Annotated in this window: 17 protein-coding genes; 10 read left to right on the top strand and 7 right to left on the bottom strand. The window is 43.8% G+C overall.

Going from position 1 to position 17304, the window contains the following annotated elements; genetic code table 11:
* Positions 1–135 precede the first annotated feature (135 nt).
* The 3 genes from BMZ28_RS05140 (at position 136) to uriT (ending at position 3072) form a co-directional block, all read left to right on the top strand.
* Positions 136–366, top strand: a complete 231-nt coding sequence (locus BMZ28_RS05140; protein WP_074821232.1) for a DNA polymerase III subunit theta — start codon at positions 136–138, stop codon at positions 364–366.
* A gap of 349 nt (positions 367–715) precedes the next feature.
* On the top strand, positions 716–1663 hold the full coding sequence (gene uriH, locus BMZ28_RS05135) for a uridine-preferring nucleoside hydrolase UriH (protein WP_047780766.1): 948 nt from the start codon (positions 716–718) through the stop codon (positions 1661–1663).
* Positions 1660–3072: a uridine transporter UriT gene (uriT, locus tag BMZ28_RS05130; protein WP_074821230.1), complete on the top strand. Its 1413-nt coding sequence runs from the start codon at positions 1660–1662 to the stop codon at positions 3070–3072. Before uriH ends, uriT begins: the two co-directional genes overlap by 4 nt.
* 116 nt (positions 3073–3188) lie before the next feature.
* On the opposite strand, the gene BMZ28_RS05125 is transcribed toward uriT, so the two are convergent.
* The 3 genes from BMZ28_RS05125 to icd form a co-directional block, all read right to left on the bottom strand.
* The gene (locus BMZ28_RS05125) at positions 3189–3617 is read right to left on the bottom strand and encodes a universal stress protein (RefSeq protein ID WP_074821227.1); all 429 of its coding nucleotides are present in this window, start codon (positions 3615–3617) and stop codon (positions 3189–3191) included.
* Between the two features lie 1668 nt (positions 3618–5285).
* Positions 5286–6092, bottom strand: coding sequence for a sulfite exporter TauE/SafE family protein (locus BMZ28_RS05115; protein ID WP_074821223.1), 807 nt, complete (start codon positions 6090–6092; stop codon positions 5286–5288).
* A 220-nt stretch (positions 6093–6312) separates the two neighbouring features.
* The gene (gene icd, locus BMZ28_RS05110) at positions 6313–7566 is read right to left on the bottom strand and encodes an NADP-dependent isocitrate dehydrogenase (protein ID WP_047780761.1); all 1254 of its coding nucleotides are present in this window, start codon (positions 7564–7566) and stop codon (positions 6313–6315) included.
* Between the two features lie 131 nt (positions 7567–7697).
* Here icd and rluE point away from each other — a divergent pair, with 131 nt between their 5' ends.
* The 5 genes from rluE (at position 7698) to purB (ending at position 12007) form a co-directional block, all read left to right on the top strand.
* Positions 7698–8318: a 23S rRNA pseudouridine(2457) synthase RluE gene (gene rluE, locus BMZ28_RS05105; RefSeq protein ID WP_074821220.1), complete on the top strand. Its 621-nt coding sequence runs from the start codon at positions 7698–7700 to the stop codon at positions 8316–8318.
* Complete coding sequence (locus BMZ28_RS05100; protein ID WP_074821217.1) at positions 8311–8781, top strand: NUDIX hydrolase; 471 nt, start codon at positions 8311–8313, stop codon at positions 8779–8781. Before rluE ends, BMZ28_RS05100 begins: the two co-directional genes overlap by 8 nt.
* A 97-nt stretch (positions 8782–8878) precedes the next feature.
* Positions 8879–9982 carry a tRNA 2-thiouridine(34) synthase MnmA gene (mnmA, locus tag BMZ28_RS05095; RefSeq protein WP_074821214.1) on the top strand — a complete coding sequence of 368 codons (1104 nt, stop codon included), beginning with the start codon at positions 8879–8881 and terminating at the stop codon, positions 9980–9982.
* A gap of 3 nt (positions 9983–9985) precedes the next feature.
* Positions 9986–10609 carry a high frequency lysogenization protein HflD gene (gene hflD, locus BMZ28_RS05090; RefSeq protein WP_074821211.1) on the top strand — a complete coding sequence of 208 codons (624 nt, stop codon included), beginning with the start codon at positions 9986–9988 and terminating at the stop codon, positions 10607–10609.
* 27 nt (positions 10610–10636) lie between these two features.
* A complete protein-coding gene (purB, locus tag BMZ28_RS05085; protein ID WP_074821208.1) occupies positions 10637–12007 on the top strand; it encodes an adenylosuccinate lyase in 1371 nt (456 codons plus the stop codon).
* A gap of 316 nt (positions 12008–12323) precedes the next feature.
* Here the strand turns inward: purB and dcuC are convergent, their stop codons facing one another.
* Positions 12324–13712, bottom strand: coding sequence for a C4-dicarboxylate transporter DcuC (gene dcuC, locus BMZ28_RS05080; RefSeq protein ID WP_074821205.1), 1389 nt, complete (start codon positions 13710–13712; stop codon positions 12324–12326).
* Entirely contained in the window at positions 13709–14962 is a 1254-nt protein-coding gene (gene pepT / locus BMZ28_RS05075; RefSeq protein ID WP_074821202.1) for a peptidase T, read from the bottom strand. Before pepT ends, dcuC begins: the two co-directional genes overlap by 4 nt.
* 427 nt (positions 14963–15389) lie before the next feature.
* On the opposite strand from pepT, the gene BMZ28_RS05070 reads away from it, so the two are divergent.
* Positions 15390–16049 (top strand): DedA family protein, encoded by a 660-nt coding sequence (locus BMZ28_RS05070; RefSeq protein ID WP_047780753.1) that lies wholly within the window; start codon positions 15390–15392, stop codon positions 16047–16049.
* Between the two features lie 137 nt (positions 16050–16186).
* On the opposite strand, the gene BMZ28_RS05065 is transcribed toward BMZ28_RS05070, so the two are convergent.
* The gene (locus BMZ28_RS05065; RefSeq protein ID WP_074821198.1) at positions 16187–16399 is read right to left on the bottom strand and encodes a hypothetical protein; all 213 of its coding nucleotides are present in this window, start codon (positions 16397–16399) and stop codon (positions 16187–16189) included.
* Between the two features lie 156 nt (positions 16400–16555).
* Between BMZ28_RS05065 and BMZ28_RS05060 the strand changes: the two genes are divergently transcribed.
* Positions 16556–16771 (top strand): hypothetical protein, encoded by a 216-nt coding sequence (locus BMZ28_RS05060; RefSeq protein WP_047780751.1) that lies wholly within the window; start codon positions 16556–16558, stop codon positions 16769–16771.
* 129 nt (positions 16772–16900) lie between these two features.
* Here the strand turns inward: BMZ28_RS05060 and BMZ28_RS17480 are convergent, their stop codons facing one another.
* Positions 16901–17170 (bottom strand): FidL-like protein, encoded by a 270-nt coding sequence (locus BMZ28_RS17480; RefSeq protein WP_169052197.1) that lies wholly within the window; start codon positions 17168–17170, stop codon positions 16901–16903.
* Positions 17171–17304: the final 134 nt, after the last annotated feature.

The following is a 17304-nucleotide window of genomic DNA, read 5'->3' as shown; positions in this document are numbered from 1 at the left end:
ATGCTTACTGTCTGTCCCCCTCTCCCCAAGGATAAATTCATGATGCCAAGTGGGCGATCTATACGCTTTACATACAACACAATGGAATCACCAGAATAACCCTGTATAATCACGGCGGAACAAGAGGAGTATACGATGAGTTACAATCTGGCTGACCTTCCAAAAGAAGAGCGTGAAAAAGTCGATGTTGACTTGCATGCGTCCGGTATTGCCTATAAAGAGCGTTATGGCATGCCCTTTAACTACCGTGATATAGAAGTATTGATCCCAGCGGGCCTTCAAGATTACTTTAAACAGCGCGTGGAGTTTTTTCGCGGTAATCCCTACCACTTAGGTAAAATGCCTTACGTGGCCAAAGAAAAATAATCGTTCTCTTAATACCTTCTACCATCCTACGCCAATGACCAATTCATACAGGTAGCCTCTTAGTGCTACCTGTACTTCTGTTTTCAAAATATTCAACTATCCTATAAAGACCATTTCTAACCTGCTGTAATCCATAAGTTATTGGAAAATATTTTTTGCTTACGCGCGCTGTTGTTTTTAATCAATACCCCAATCCTATGACCCGTGTCACTCTTTATCCTTGATTAATTGACTATTCTCACCTTCACATGGGGTATATCTATCTATCCGACTGCGATACGACTGACTGCAAACCCAATACTTAGCAATGAATATCAACGAAAAATTCACTTTAAGGAACAGATAAGATATGGCAAAAAAAATAATTCTCGACTGCGATCCTGGCCATGATGATGCTATTGCTATTCTATTGGCTCATGGTAATCCTGATATTGAATTGCTGGCGGTCACTACCGTTGTTGGTAATCAAACGTTAGAAAAAGTGACCCGTAATGCACTCGCCGTTGCACGCATTGCGAATATCACCGGTATTCCTTTTGCTGCCGGAGCGGCTCGCCCACTAATTCGTCAGGTGGAAACCGCTCCAGATATTCACGGGGATTCCGGCCTTGATGGCCCGGTTTTACCCGAGCCGACAATCAGTGTTGATTCTCGTCATGCCGTCGACTTAATTATCGAAACCATTATGTCTCACCCACCAAAAACCATCACCTTGGTTCCTACGGCAGGATTAACCAATATCGCCCTTGCTGCTCGACTGGAGCCACGTATTGTAGAACGCGTTAAAGAAGTGGTCTTAATGGGAGGAGGCTATCACGTCGGTAACTGGAGCCCGGTCGCTGAATTTAATATCAAAATTGATCCAGAAGCTGCCCATATTGTATTCAATGAAAAATGGCCCATTACCATGGTGGGGTTAGATTTGACTCATCAGGCACTCGCGACACCAGATGTGATTGAACAAATACGTGCTGTGGGTACCAAACCAGCCACATTTGTTCTGGAAATGCTGGAGTTTTTCGGCACCATGTACAAAAGCGCACAGGGTTTTGACGCCCCTCCGGTGCACGACCCCTGTGCCGTAGCCTACGTTATCGATCCAGCAGTCATGAGCGTACAAAAAGTGCCAATCGATATTGAGCTAACAGGTACACTTACCCTAGGCATGACCGTTGCCGATTTCCGAGCGCCGCCGCCAGCAGACTGTCACACTCAGGTAGGCGTTAAACTCAATCACCCATACTTTTGGGATCTCATCGTTGATGCCTTAAAACGGATCGGTGAGGTACATATATGACCGATTCGCCTTTACAAAATACCCGGAGTAACGTTGGCACATTGCTCTTCACGTTACTGGCAGCCTGCATAGCATTTCAGTTAAATGCCAGCATGTTAGGCCCTGTTCTGGTGACTATCGCGCAAGAATTACATACCGATGAAGCAGCTGTTTCACTATCACAAACTGCTTTCTTTACTGCCGCTGCTCTATTTTCGCTGTTCCTTCCGCGCCTTAGCGATATTAAAGGACGCAAAAAAGTATTGACCTGGATGCTCGCTATCATGACCGCAGGTACCGTGCTTGCTGCACTGGCACCCAATATTGGCGTACTTTATGTTGCACGAATTATTCAAGGCGTCTCAGGCCCCGTCGTTCCGCTATGCTTACTGATGCTGCATCATGAAATAGCGGATAAGAAACTGTATTGCACGTTGATGGGGGTAGTCACCGCAGTAAATGGTGGTATCGCAGGAATAGATGCCATTGCCGGTGGTTTATTGGCTACTCACTTTGGATTCCGCTCGGTATTCTGGGTCATTACCGCCGTTGCCGCCGTCTCGACATTACTGCTGATTAAATATGCGCCAGAATCTAAACCCTCTTCCGGTATTCGTATGGACTGGATAGGTGTAACCCTGCTGGTTATTTCTCTGGCCGCAATGCTTATCGCTTTAGGTCAAGCCAGCAACCTTTCGGCCGCTAACTGGCCGCTCGTTATTGCTCTGGCTATCTTTTCTATCCTGATGTTTATTGCCTTCTGGCTGGTAGAAAAAAACAGCCAGCACCCACTAGTCACCACATTCTACCTAAAACAGCGAAGTACCTGGGCCTTATTACTCACCACAACGCTGACAATGACGGGTATTTTTGCCATCGTGAATGGGCTAGTCATGTCATTTGCCCAAAATCATACCGTCGGTTTCGCCATGAGTGCCGATAAGGCTGCTCTCGCCTTCTTAACTCCTTATGCTCTGATAGGCTGGCTGGTTGGTCCGTTTTCCGGACGGCTGGCACCGACACTAGGCTATACCAATGTGCTACGTATTGGGCTGTTAGGTAGCATCATCGCTATTCTAATGATGTTATTTGTTGGGCTAAACTCACTACCTATGCTTATCACGGCTATATTGCTGATTGGCGTGACCTATGCCGGTATCACCAATATCATCCTTAATGGTTTAGGCATTGTCTTATCCCCCAAAGACAATCCCGGTTTTCTCCCAGGAATGAATGCCGGAGCCTTTAATCTTGGCGCTGGGTTGAGTTTTGCCCTCTTACCAGCCGTCCAAATAATTTCAACTCCTGCGGGGACTTACTCTACTGAGGGGTATTTCAACGGTATCATGATGGGATTAGCCATTACCGTTTTGGCATTGTTGGTGTCATTTTTTATTCCACGGCCAGTAGATGCAGAAGTCAGACAATAGGTAGTCGCACAAAATAATTATGGGCACATTTTTCTTTAGCTAAAAGAACAAAAACGCCACTGACTTGTGGCGTTTTTCATATCAGCGATAGCTGGTGAAATTATATTTATAGATTATTATCTCACCACTAAAACTGATGTGTTGGCATACCGGACAATACCTGATGCATTAGAACCTAATAAATGGGTAGTAATACCAGGGCGTCTGGAACCAATGACAATCAGATCGGCCTCAATACTTTCGGCACTAATAGCGATCTCATCCCTTGGGGAACCAAAAGCGATTGAATAGGAAACGCGTTCTTTTGGAAGATCCAATGAATCAACCAGCGTCTTTAAATCCTCCTCCGCTTTAATCGAAGCGCGATCTTTTAGCTCAGGATATCCAAGGGCATAAGAGTTAATAATTGCAGATGAAATGGGTAGTACATGAAGCAAGTACACTTTCGCATCAGCCAGTTTGGCCAAATATACCGCATGCTTTAACGCATTACGGGTGAGTTCTTCTTCCAAAATATCCACAGGGACTAAAATGGATTTGTACATATGCACCTCTCCTATATTTCAGCTACTGAAAAGAATCGCCACCTATCATTATATTTAACTATATGATTTTTTAAGTTACCTAACCCATTAAGATCAAAATAATATATTAAAAATGAAAATATTAAATTGATGTTAAAAAGATATTACTTATTATAGTTGAATATAATAAGACCAATATAATTCAATATTAGGTCCTGATTAATATCAACTCATTCAGATTAATTTTCATTCGCAGCACAAAAAGCGAGTGACGGCCTTGGTCTTACATGGTAGATTGACAGGGTTTTGTTAACAAGTCTTGTTACTTATCTATTGTCCAAAAGGTTATTCATCAAATGAAAATATCATTTATTGAACTCACTCTTGTTCTTTGTATAACAATAACGGCGGGGCTCACTGGATGGATGGTATCTGAGATATCAAAAGAACGGACTTTTTTTACGATTAAAGAGTGTATTATTAAATAATTTTTTAATTCCCCTACATTTTATCTATCTATAGAGGTGTTATTCCAAGTAACATAATAAGAAGTAAAAAATTTAACCAAAATAACCCTCTATCCCATATAGAAATAATCATGCTATCCCAATTACTCTATATTGAGTAATATCATCTTATTACCCCACGCACACAAAATTACACTAACTGAAAACCAAGGAGATTGGTTAACCCTCTATGTCCAATACAAAAACAGGCGATAACCTATAAAATAATACGCTACCGCCTATCACATCAAAACATTCTGACTATTACAGAGCACCGTTAAAGCATACTCTCATCAGATAAGTTAATACCTACTGTTTTCGCGATCCCTTCAACAATCCGTGTTTTGTTGATTGTCGCCATAATGAACCCACAGCGGGTACATTGAATAGTGTAAATAATATGTCCGAATCCATTCATTTCCGTTGAAATCTTAAGCTCAAAATAGACTGAATCACATACTTTACATTTTGTATTCATATACGGTTGATTTACCTGATTTAAACAGTGGGTAATCAAATGGTAGTTTATTTTTCTTCATTGTGTGGCCAATGACTCGTTAACCTGTCTCTTTGTACACTCTATTTATTATCTGACAGATTTAAGAATGAAATTTGCGGTTAATTTATTAAAAATTGTCACTTACCCATATCACTTAACTAATTGAAATTAAAAGTTAATTAATCAGATGGTTAGGCAATACGGCCAATGGAAAATTGATAGACCTTACCTATTTCAGCTATAGGTAAAACCTTATGGGCATTGTGATAGGTTATTATTACTATTTGAAATAATTAGAAATTAATTGATTTCATTTCATGACATGAAGAACATCAGATGAGAATAAAGTGTCTCGATTGTACGGTTATTGGTTTCATTGTGGTCATTGCTGGAGTAATGGGATGGCTGGCGCCCCAATTTTTAAAATCATCAAAAGATTATAATCTGCAGGAATGCTATCACTCACCAGCCCTACCGTATGTATCGCCAAATGCTGAAAATAAAAATAACAAACGCCTCTCATCTGATGATTATTTCATCAGAAAAATTGATAGTTCTCAACAACCGTGCCTGCCAAGATCGGTTAAATAGATAACACACTCTTTATACCTGACAAAACACCACTAATTCCTACCGCTAGGATGTAATAAAGACACAGATTAATCTGTGTCTTTATGCTTCCCACTAACCACTAAAAATCGTCTGTAGCATTTTAAGACTTAGCAGTACTAATAATCCGGCAAATATCTTTTTAAGCAGCGCAACTGGCAGCTTATGCGCTAACCTAGCGCCTATTGGTGCAGTAAAATAGCTGACAATAGAAATAAGGACTACTGCAGGCAGGTAAACATAGCCAACGCTATAATCAGGGGTATTTGAAGCATGCCAACCGTTGATCATATAACCAACGGTACCGGCTAAGGCAATTGGCATGCCAACCGCAGCCGACGTACCAATAGCATTCTGAATACGAACGTTACACCACGTCAGAAAAGCTACCGTTAACGAACCGCCCCCAATCGCGACCAGTGCAGATATTCCACCAATAGATAATCCTGCCAAAGAGATCCCTAACGTACCGGGCAACTGACGGCTGGGCTTTGGCTTAATATTTAATATCATCTGTAAAGCCACGTACCCCATGAAACAGGAGAAAAAGATAGCTAACGCTTTCGCAGGTAATATGGCTGCCAACCAGGTTGCCGATAAAGTACCAATCAATATAGCGGGCGTTATTTTTCTGACTACCGGCCATAATACCGCCTGATAACGATGATGAGCCCGTACACTGGAAAACGCAGTAATAACAATCGAGGCCATCGACGTTCCCAGAGCCATATGCACTAAATGCTCTTGTCCAATACCTTGTGCAGCAAACAATGTGGTTAAAATAGGCACCATAATACCACCGCCACCAATGCCTAATAGCCCTGCCATAAAACCAACCACAGCACCTAACATCAAGTAGGCGATAATCCATTCAATACTCACTGAATACCTTATTAAAATTGTCTATGGGGAGGAGTAGATTATCAGGCTGCGTTAAGATGATCGATAGTTCGGTGATGATTTATGAAATAGGTTAACGATAGGAAATATATTGGTTATCAAACAGCAGGAGTAATTAAAGATGGCCACAAAGAGATTTCAAGCTTTGCAATTAAAAAATCGGAGGCCAAAGCCCCCGAATAATTTTAAGTCATTTAGACAATTACATATTAGATATTACATCTTGACCAAACTCGCTACAGGAGCGCTCTTTAGCGTCATCCATCATACGAGCGAAGTCATAGGTAACAGTTTTATTTTTAATCGCCCCTGCTACACCTTTGACAATCAGGTCAGCAGCTTCGAACCAGCCCATATGACGTAGCATCATTTCAGCAGACAGAATAACTGAACCTGGATTCACTTTATTCTGACCAGCATACTTCGGTGCTGTACCGTGCGTGGCTTCAAACAGTGCACAATCGTCACCAATGTTGGCACCCGGTGCGATACCGATACCGCCAACCTGTGCCGCCAGCGCATCAGAAATATAGTCACCGTTCAGGTTCATGGTGGCAATTACATCATACTCTTCCGGACGCAGCAGAATTTGTTGCAAGAATGCATCCGCGATAACATCATTGATAATAATGTCTTTGCCAGTCTTCGGATTTTTCACCTTCAACCATGGGCCGCCATCAAGCAGTTCGCCACCGAATTCTTCTTTTGCCAACTGGTAACCCCAGTCTTTGAAAGCGCCTTCGGTAAACTTCATGATGTTACCTTTGTGCACCAGCGTAACGGAATCACGATCGTTATCAATCGCATATTCAATTGCAGCACGAATTAAACGCTTAGTGCCCTGCTCTGAACATGGCTTAACGCCGATACCGCACTGTTCAGGGAAGCGAATTTTAGTTACGCCCATCTCTTCACGCAGGAACTTAATCACTTTATCCGCTTCCGGCGTTCCCGCCTTCCACTCAACACCAGCATAAATATCTTCTGCGTTTTCGCGGAAAATAACCATATCGGTCAAATCTGGGCGTTTAACCGGGCTTGGCGTACCTTCATAGTAACGCACAGGGCGTAAGCAGATATACAGATCTAACTGTTGGCGTAACGCAACGTTCAAAGAACGAATACCACCGCCGACCGGTGTAGTAAGTGGGCCTTTAATCGCCACTTTATATTCACGAATCAGGTCTAATGTTTCATCTGGTAACCAGACATCTTTTCCATAGACATGAGTTGATTTTTCGCCAGTATAAATCTCCATCCAGGAGATTTTGCGTTCGCCGCCGTAAGCTTTCTGTACTGCAGCATCAACAACATCAATCATTACTGGTGTAACATCAACACCAATGCCATCACCCTCAATGTAGGGAATAATAGGATCGTGCGGAACCGCGAGTTTGCCTTTAGCGTCAACCGTAATTTTTTTACCCGTGGCAGGAACAACTACTTTGCTTTCCATCAAACTCTCCTCTAAGGACATGTTTGTTAATTTTTTGTAAGATGCACTCTGATACTACTTGATAACTTTCTGTCCGCCAATCAAAAACTTTTTCAAGTATAATGATTTAACGATTCACCACGCGAAATATCATGTTTAAACTAGCAACTAAAAGAAATTCTGCCAATCGTCATCGGCAAAAAAGCAAACCCCGTGGTCCAAAAGGTCCGCGGCGCGTTATTCTATTTAATAAACCCTATGATGTGTTACCGCAATTTACCGATCAGGCGGGTAGAATAACCTTAAAAGACTTCATTCCCTTAACCGATGTTTATGCTGCCGGAAGATTAGATCGCGACAGTGAAGGACTACTTGTTCTAACAAATGACGGTAAATTACAGGCTGAATTAACACAGCCGCAACATAAAACAGGGAAAGTCTATTTGGTGCAAGTGGAAGGAATTCCTGACACCGAGGCGTTAGAAAAATTGCGTCAGGGGATAATATTAAACGATGGCCCTACTCTTCCCGCCGGCGCAGAAATTGTGCCCGAGCCAGAGTGGCTATGGCCGAGAAATCCCCCCATTCGTGAACGAAAAGCCATTCCAACCAGCTGGCTAAAAATCACCTTATATGAAGGGAGAAACCGACAGGTTCGCAGAATGACCGCCCACGTTGGTTTTCCTACTTTGCGCTTAATCCGCTACAGTTTACATCATTGGAACCTCGATAATCTGCAACCCGGTGAATGGAGAGAAGTTAACGATGTCTGACAGCCAATTTAAACCACACGTCACGTTGGCCTGCGTTGTGCAAGCCGAAAATAAATTTTTAATGGTTGAAGAACTGATAAACGGATCACCGACATTAAATCAACCAGCCGGCCATTTAGAAGCCGATGAGACACTATTCGAGGGCGCACAGCGAGAACTGTGGGAAGAAACCGGCATTCAGGCCGCCCCGCAATCGCTGCTACAAATCTATCAATGGATGGCGCGTGATGGTACACCGTTTATTCGTTTTACTTTTGCCATTGATTTACCCGAAATGCTGGCAACGCACCCGCATGATAGCGATATCGAATGCTGTCACTGGCTCAGCGCTGAAGAGATTCTCAATGCTGCTAATCTACGTTCCCCATTGGTGAGAGAAAGCTTGTTGCGCTATCAGCAACCAGAACGCTATCCGCTATCCATTATAGAAAGCTATAACTGGACGAAAAAGCGTTTGTCTTAGGCGATGCACCAACCGCACCAACGTGCTAAAATCCTGCGTTAAGAATTACAGCACACTTTATATCAATTTTAAGTCACAACAAGTACGCGAGAGCCCCATGTCAGATAACAGTCAGAAAAAAGTCATTGTCGGAATGTCCGGTGGTGTCGATTCCTCCGTTTCAGCCTATTTGCTTCAGCAGCAAGGCTATCAGGTGGCCGGCTTATTTATGAAGAACTGGGAAGAGGATGATTCAGACGAGTACTGTTCCGCTGCCACGGATCTCGCCGATGCTCAAGCCGTTTGTGATAAGTTGGGTATCGAACTGCATACCATCAACTTTTCTGCCGAATATTGGGACAATGTCTTTGAGCATTTCTTGGCTGAATATAAAGCAGGGCGCACGCCAAACCCGGATATTCTGTGTAATAAAGAAATTAAGTTTAAAGCGTTTCTTGAGTTTGCCGCAGAAGATCTGGGGGCAGACTATATCGCGACTGGTCACTATGTCCGCCGTCAGGATGTTGATGGTAAAAGCCGTCTGCTACGGGGCGTCGATAATAATAAAGACCAAAGCTATTTTCTGTATACCTTAAGCCACGAACAGGTCGCTCAAAGCCTGTTTCCGGTTGGTGAACTGGAAAAGCCCGAAGTACGCCGTATTGCTGAACAGTTAGATTTAGTTACCGCCAAGAAAAAAGACTCTACAGGTATCTGCTTTATTGGCGAACGTAAATTCAAAGATTTTTTAGCCCGTTATTTACCGGCTCAACCAGGCCATATCGTCACTGTTGATGGTGAAACCATTGGTCAGCATCAGGGGCTGATGTATCACACCTTGGGACAGCGTAAAGGATTAGGCATCGGAGGCCTGAAAGATGGCGGCGAAGATCCGTGGTACGTCGTAGATAAAGATCTGGTCAATAATCGTCTTATTGTTGCTCAGGGCCACGATCACCCAAGCCTGTTCTCCAATGGCCTGATAGCTCAACAACTGCATTGGGTTGATCGCAACACGGTAACGGAAACCTTCCGCTGTACGGTAAAAACCCGTTATCGCCAACAGGATATCCCTTGTACTGTGATTCCTCACGGTGCAGATCGTATCGAAGTTCGTTTTGATGAACCGGTCGCGGCAGTCACGCCCGGACAATCAGCCGTTTTCTATCAGGGTGACGTTTGCCTTGGTGGCGGTGTTATTGAAGAACGTTTACAGGATTAATCCGTGGCCAAAAATTATTACGACATTACCCTTGCGCTGGCGGGCATCGCTCAGTCAGCCCGCTTGGTTCAACAGTTGGCCCACAATGGTCAATGTGACACCGAGGCGCTATCGGTTTCATTAAAAAGTATTATGGTGACCGACTCCCCTTCTACGCTGGCCATCTTTGGACTGGAGAAGGATTTAACCATGGGTCTGGAAACCCTGCCCAGCGTGTTGACCAATAATCGTCAAGAGCTCAGTGCAGAACTCACTCGCTACGTGTTGAGTATTATGGTGCTGGAACGTAAGCTATCCGCTAATCATCAAGCATTGAATGAGCTTGCTACACGCATTAGTCAGGTTGAGCGCCAGTTAGCTCATTTTGATATTGAATCCGAAACTATTTACAGCTCGCTGGCCAGTCTCTATGTGGATATTGTCAGCCCTCTTGGTCCGCGGATTCAGGTAACCGGCTCTCCGGATGCGCTGCAAAAACCCTTGGTTCAAGCGAAAGTCCGAGCCGCGTTACTGGCCGGTATCCGCGCAGCGGTACTCTGGCAACAGGTTGGCGGTAGCCGACTGCAATTTATGTTTTCACGTAATCGCCTGTTAAACCAGGTGAGAGAAATTCTTGCTAATCGTTAAATTTTTCAGACTTCAGGAGTCTTACTGATGAAATTATCTTCACTGACCGCCGTCTCCCCTATTGATGGACGTTACGGCGATAAAGTCAGCGCCCTACGCGCTATTTTCAGCGAATTTGGTTTGCTGAAGTTCCGCGTTACTGTGGAAGTTCGTTGGTTACAGAAATTGGCCGATTGTGCACAAATTAAAGAAGTTCCTGCTTTTAGCCAAGAAGCAAACGATTTCCTCAATAAAATTGTCGCTGAATTTAACGAAACCGATGCTCAACGCATTAAAACAATTGAAAGAACAACCAACCATGATGTCAAAGCGGTTGAGTATTTTCTAAAAGAAAAAGTCGCAGCGATTCCCGAATTGCATGCTATTTCAGAGTTTATTCACTTCGCCTGTACTTCAGAAGATATCAATAATCTGTCCCATGCCCTGATGTTATCCACCGCTCGTACTGAAGTGTTGTTACCTGAATGGCGTAATATGATTGATGCCATTAAGGCGCTGGCTGCGCAATATCGTGACATCCCTCTGCTGTCGCGCACTCATGGTCAACCCGCTACGCCAAGCACGGTAGGTAAAGAATTTGCCAACGTCGCTTATCGTATGGAACGTCAATATAAGCAACTAACCCAAGTTGAAATTCTGGGTAAAATCAACGGTGCAGTAGGTAACTATAACGCCCATATTGTGGCTTATCCGGAAGTAGACTGGCATCAGTTCAGCGAAAGTTTTGTTAGCTCCTTAGGCATTACTTGGAATCCGTACACCACCCAAATCGAGCCGCATGACTATATTGCTGAGCTGTTTGATTGCGTAGCGCGTTTCAATACCATTTTGCTGGATTTCGACCGTGACGTTTGGGGTTATATTTCTCTCAATCACTTTAAGCAAAAAACCATTGCCGGTGAAATTGGCTCCTCAACCATGCCGCATAAAGTTAACCCTATCGATTTCGAAAACTCCGAAGGCAATCTGGGTCTGTCCAATGCGCTCTTAAATCATTTAGCCGCCAAGCTTCCGGTGTCCCGCTGGCAGCGCGATCTAACCGACTCTACCGTACTGCGTAATTTGGGTGTGGGCATTGGTTATGCTCTGATCGCTTATCAATCCACCATGAAAGGCATCAACAAGCTGGAAGTGAACGAAAGCAATCTGCTTAATGAGTTAGACCATAACTGGGAAGTGCTGGCCGAACCGATCCAAACGGTTATGCGCCGTTATGGCATCGAAAAACCTTATGAGAAACTAAAAGAACTCACTCGTGGCAAGCGCGTTACCGCGGAAGATATGAAAGTCTTTATTGATGGACTTGAACTACCAGAAGCAGAAAAACAGCGCCTGAAAACCATGACCCCGGCCAACTATATTGGTTACGCCGTTCAGATGGTGAGTAAATTAAAATAAGCTCATCCGTGAATCAATAAAAAAACGCGCCAAGGCGCGTTTTTTTATTGATGACATAGTACCCTCACAGCCAATTAGAGGGAGAGATGGGCGTGGGGGTCGACTTGGCGTAAGCCAACGAAGTGCCCCTAGCCCAGCTAGGCCCGACGCACTCCGCCGCTGAAATTTACTACTCTCCCGGCTGTGCTACTTAGGTAATATTGTGGTAAATCTTTTACAGCCGGAATATCCACCGTACCCAATTTTAAAAAGGGTTATCAACAGTCTCAAACGCGCCTTGGCGCGTTTTTTATTTTGTCTAATGCCAAAACAACCCTCACCCAAATGCCGGCATACTCATATAAAACATGCCGATAATCAGCGTATGGAATACCAAACCAATCAAGAGTGGAATCGACGTTCTCTTCACCACATCAAAAGGCGATAGTTTTGCCCCGCTTGAAACGGCGATAACCACACCAGATACCGGTGACATTGCCCGTCCCATATGAGATGCCTGCTGCATTGGCAAAATCATCCCCGTCGGATTGACCCCCATACTATGGGCAATCTGAGGGATAAGCTCAACGAAGGCCAGAAATGGTGCATTACCCGATCCCATAATCACCGCCGCTGCCAAAGTGACAATCGCAAAGACAATCGCCATGGCGAATGGTGGTAACCCAACGTGTTCAGCCATAATAATCAGCTGGTCGATAGCACCGATCACTTTAATACCGTGAGCAAATACACCAGCAGCAACTAACAGGCCTACCACACCAGTAAAAGCGCTTCCCATTCCCTTTAGAAACTGACTGAACCCTTCACAAACCTGCTTAAAGTTACGCAAACGTAATGTCTCAATCACCATACAAACAAACATACAAATCAGAACAATGGTGACCACATCCAGATTAATATCTTTGACAAATAACTTAGAGAAAACGATCGCCATCACTATCGGCAACATGGGTAACAAGGCATAGAAACCGGGAACCCCCTTCTCATCTCCCACGGCTTCTTCAGTCGCGATTTCCGCGACAAAACCGATCTTTCTATCGCAATGGCGCTGCCAGAATATATGCGCAATACCTACCACCAGCACCGTTGCTACCGCTGCCGGCCCTTGATAACCAATAACGTAGCCGACCACATCCTTGCCCATACCAACCGCATCTGTTGCCCGAATTGCGTCAACGGCCATTGGCGTATAAGCGACGCCCAATGATGTTGCGATAACACCAGCAGCCGAAGCAGGAGAAAGCCCCAGTCCGATCATAATTGGAAACATGGTTCCCATTAACAGAACCGCAAGACCGGTAGCGGATGGAATCGCCAGTTGTAATATGCTAGCTAATAAGAAAGAGAAAAAAAGTAAGATATAAGGGGAACGTAGCTTTTTCAGCGGTCGGGTCGCTACGCGTACTACCGCCTTATTGGCACCGATATGATCCATATAATGGGCAAATCCCATTAAAGCCATAATCATTAAGCCAAGATCGGCAGCGCGGGTGCTGAATAAATTACGCATTACTTCAAAGGGATCAAAAAACGAAATCCCCGTCGACTGGAGCCCCTTGGGTAAAACGCTCCCCCAATCAAATGCCATAGTGCAGATCATCAAAATCAAACCTGCGGCAAACAGCACTGGTTCAGCTTTGTAGCCCTTTAGAATTAAGCGGGCGACAATCACAATGACCACCAGTGCGATGATGACCTGAATCATGCTTTAGTACCATCCCTGAAACGATCGTGAGTGAGTTTTACCACCTCAACTAATACATCACTGGCAGCTCTGAGAGATATAACCGGCAGATATTCGTAAATCGAGTGGAAATTATGCGCTCCGGTAAAGATATTCGGACAAGGTAGGCCATTTTGCGACAGCGCCGCACCATCATATCCACCGCGCATAGGAATGACTTTAGGTTCAATACCACGATTACGATAAGCCTGCTCAGCAATATCGATCGGGTAAGCTGACTCCCCCTGCAAACTATTAAATACGTTAGCATAGCGATCCGCCAGATGACATTTTACGCTTTCAGTTCCCCATAGACTGGCGCAGTTTTCAGCCAGCTTAGCCAGAAACGCCATTCGATGCTGATAACCCTGTTCGGTAAAGTCACGAACGTCCATTTTCAGCACCGTTTTAGCACTGTTACCCTGCATTTGCTTGACCCAGTAATAACCTTCCCTACCATCGGTATATTCCGGTGCTTCGCCACCCGGTAACATGGCAATAAACTTATGGGCCATCAGCAATGAGTTTTTCAGTTTGCCCTTTGCTGACATAGGGTGAGCCGACTGGCCGGTAAAAATAATTTCAGCATCACCGGCATTCCAGTTTTCATACACCAGTTCACCAATACCGCAACAGTCGAGGGTATAGGCAAAATCAGCGCCGAAGCTCTTCACATCAAAGACTTTTGCGCCGCGCAAACCCTGTTCTTCATCCGGTACCAACCCCACCTTAACGGCACCATGTTTAATCTCAGGATGCTGTTGTAAATATTGAATCATATTCACGATAGAGGCGATCGCCGCTTTATCATCTGCCCCTAACAGGCTGGTTCCATCGGTGGCAATAATATCATCGCCGATATATTCACTAAGCTCGGGGAATTCGCTTTGGCGTAAGAAGATTTGCTGCTCTTGATTAAGGCATAAATCTCCCCCCTGATAAGGTAATATCTGAGCGTGTGTATCTGTTGTTTGTTCAGCACTGGTATCCAGATGACCAAAGAATGCTACCGTCGGTAAAGGATAATCAACATTAGACGGTAACGTTGCCGTCAAAATTGATCGTTCGCTCACCTGAACATCCTGCAATCCCAATGCCCGGAGCTCATCAGCCACTTTATTGGCCAACACTCGTTGACCTTCGGATGACGGCATAATGCCTGCGGCCCCTTTATCTCGGTCTGTTGTGGTATTAATTTTGGTATAAGAGATAAAACGCTCAACAATATCCATGATATTTACCTTTAATGAATTGACCTATTTTGATTTACGGTATCATAGGGCGATTATCGGGTGAACCGGTTTTATTTTTTATTGAGATGGAAGTCTACAATTAACTTTATTAATTGTTTTTATTTATATTTCATCGAATTAATATGATATTAAAGTATATAAACAGCGGCTTAAGGCTATTGACAAGATATAAAGCAGACTTTCGGATAGGCGCAATAAAGTACTTATCCTTTGTATTTAGTCGTAAATTGAATACCTTGATATATCAGAGCAATTTTTCAATGATAAAACCGCTCAACCTGTATAGTTAATTCTTATAGTGTTAAACTAGCTCATAGCGGTCACTCTTTGACTTTCATCTCACCTTCTATTGCATTAACGCTATCTCAAAACAGATACCTCATTAATGTTATGCACAGGAAAGAAAATGGGTTCGATAACAGATTTATTTCAGGCCCTGATCCATCAGGACTTTAAGACATTAGCAAATCCTGAGTTTCTTTGGTCGATTTACGGCATTCTGTTTATCATCATATTTCTTGAAAATGGTTTGTTACCCGCAGCATTTCTCCCAGGAGATAGCCTGCTGCTGCTGGCTGGTGCACTGGTTGCGCAAGGCTCACTACATTTTGCCTTAACGGTAGTCGTCCTTTCCGTTGCCGCCGCATTAGGCTGCTGGTTTAGTTACCTTCAAGGACGATGGTTGGGAAAAACTAAAATAGTACAAGGTTGGATGGCCAAGATCCCTGCCCATTATCATCAACGTGCTCATCAGCTGTTTTATCGGCATGGTTTCTTTGCCTTATTGATCGGCCGCTTTCTGGCCTTTGTCAGAACGCTATTGCCAACCATTGCCGGGTTATCAGCACTCGATGCCAAACGCTTTCAAATATTCAACTGGTTAAGTGCGGTGTTATGGGTCAGTGTGGTCACCGGTCTGGGATACCTGATCAGTCTGACCCCATTCTTTAAACACAATCAAACCGCGGTAATGAATGGATTAATGATTTTACCCGTCGCCTTGCTGGTCATCGGATTAGCGGGGTCTTTAATCGTGGTGCTCAAAAAGAAATCAGATAAGAAATAGCAACGCTAAATCATTTGATATCAGATCATCACTTTCTGGTATCAAATGAACCATCAGCCTCTCTGCCCTGTCCATCCATTTTCCTTTATTAGCAAGCCTTGGGGAAGTGGTGCGATATACCGTGACTAAGTAACAATCTACCTCGTCATCGCTGCTTTACAATGTGCAAAGAAAACGTTAACGGCTTCATCATAATTAAGCTCCTTAAGCAAAATAGAGCGGCTAAAATCTTTATCGCTTCCCCAGCACCACTGAACCAGTAATGAACTTTTCACAGGATCTATTTGCAATGTCACCAAAGCATCAGGTTTTACCTGCTGAGCACCAAAAATAAAATCGCTAATTTCCATAAAGTCTCTATGCAAAGCAGTCATGAATGAATAGGGTTAATCGCTGAAGCTAACAATCGCAGATATCCCTCAAACGGTAACATCTCGTAATTAACATAATGATATTATTGAAAACATCTCAACCCAATTATGCCAACATCAGGAAAAATGAATATCATGAGCATTGAAACACTGCAGTTTATGCAGGATGAAATCCGTCGCCTTATTGGTAAAGCCGTATGTCGGTTGAACACTCAAGGGGCTAATATCTCCCGTGAGGCCATTATTAGTACTTTAGAAGATTTAATTAACGAAACGGATGATACCAAGAAACAGCGGGAAATTCAGGAGGCAATCAATATGTTTATTACCACTAATGGCAAGTTTAACTAAGCCAGTTTATCTCTCCCGTATCCATCACCGATTTTTATAAACACCAATACCATTTAAGATGGCCGACTCCAAAAGATGGGCCATCTTAAAATTGGCACGATAAATCAGATTGCTGACGATAAGCTATTCTTAGCCGTTCACCTTAGAACAGACCATAACCGGGGAATATGCATTTCCAACCAAATATGCATGGTCATTTAATGGCATAGCGCGAAAGACACGCTTAGTTTTCCCGTCCGTCCCTCTCAACAGGTAAGTATCAATCACATCTTTTGGTGCATTATCATAGTCCTGAATGGCATCACCAGTATGACTCAGATTAAACCAACCATTCTCTACATCAATAGTTTGATACTGCATAATGGCGGTACGCAATACTCGATAATGAGATGTCCCCATCGTCAACATCCCCGCCAAACTGATGGTACCAGACCCATTATTATCAAAAATCAATGTGTAAGTACCCTGGAAAATTGGTGAATCAGGTCTCTCATTAAAAATAAATTTCCCTTGGGATTGGCAATTCAATGATA

Origin of the sequence: Pragia fontium DSM 5563 = ATCC 49100 (assembly GCF_900112475.1) — a bacterium.
Taxonomy (GTDB): Bacteria; Pseudomonadota; Gammaproteobacteria; order Enterobacterales; family Enterobacteriaceae; genus Pragia; species Pragia fontium.
The sequence above is the reverse complement of the archived record's forward strand: the minus strand, read 5'-3'. Positions and strand labels throughout refer to the sequence as shown.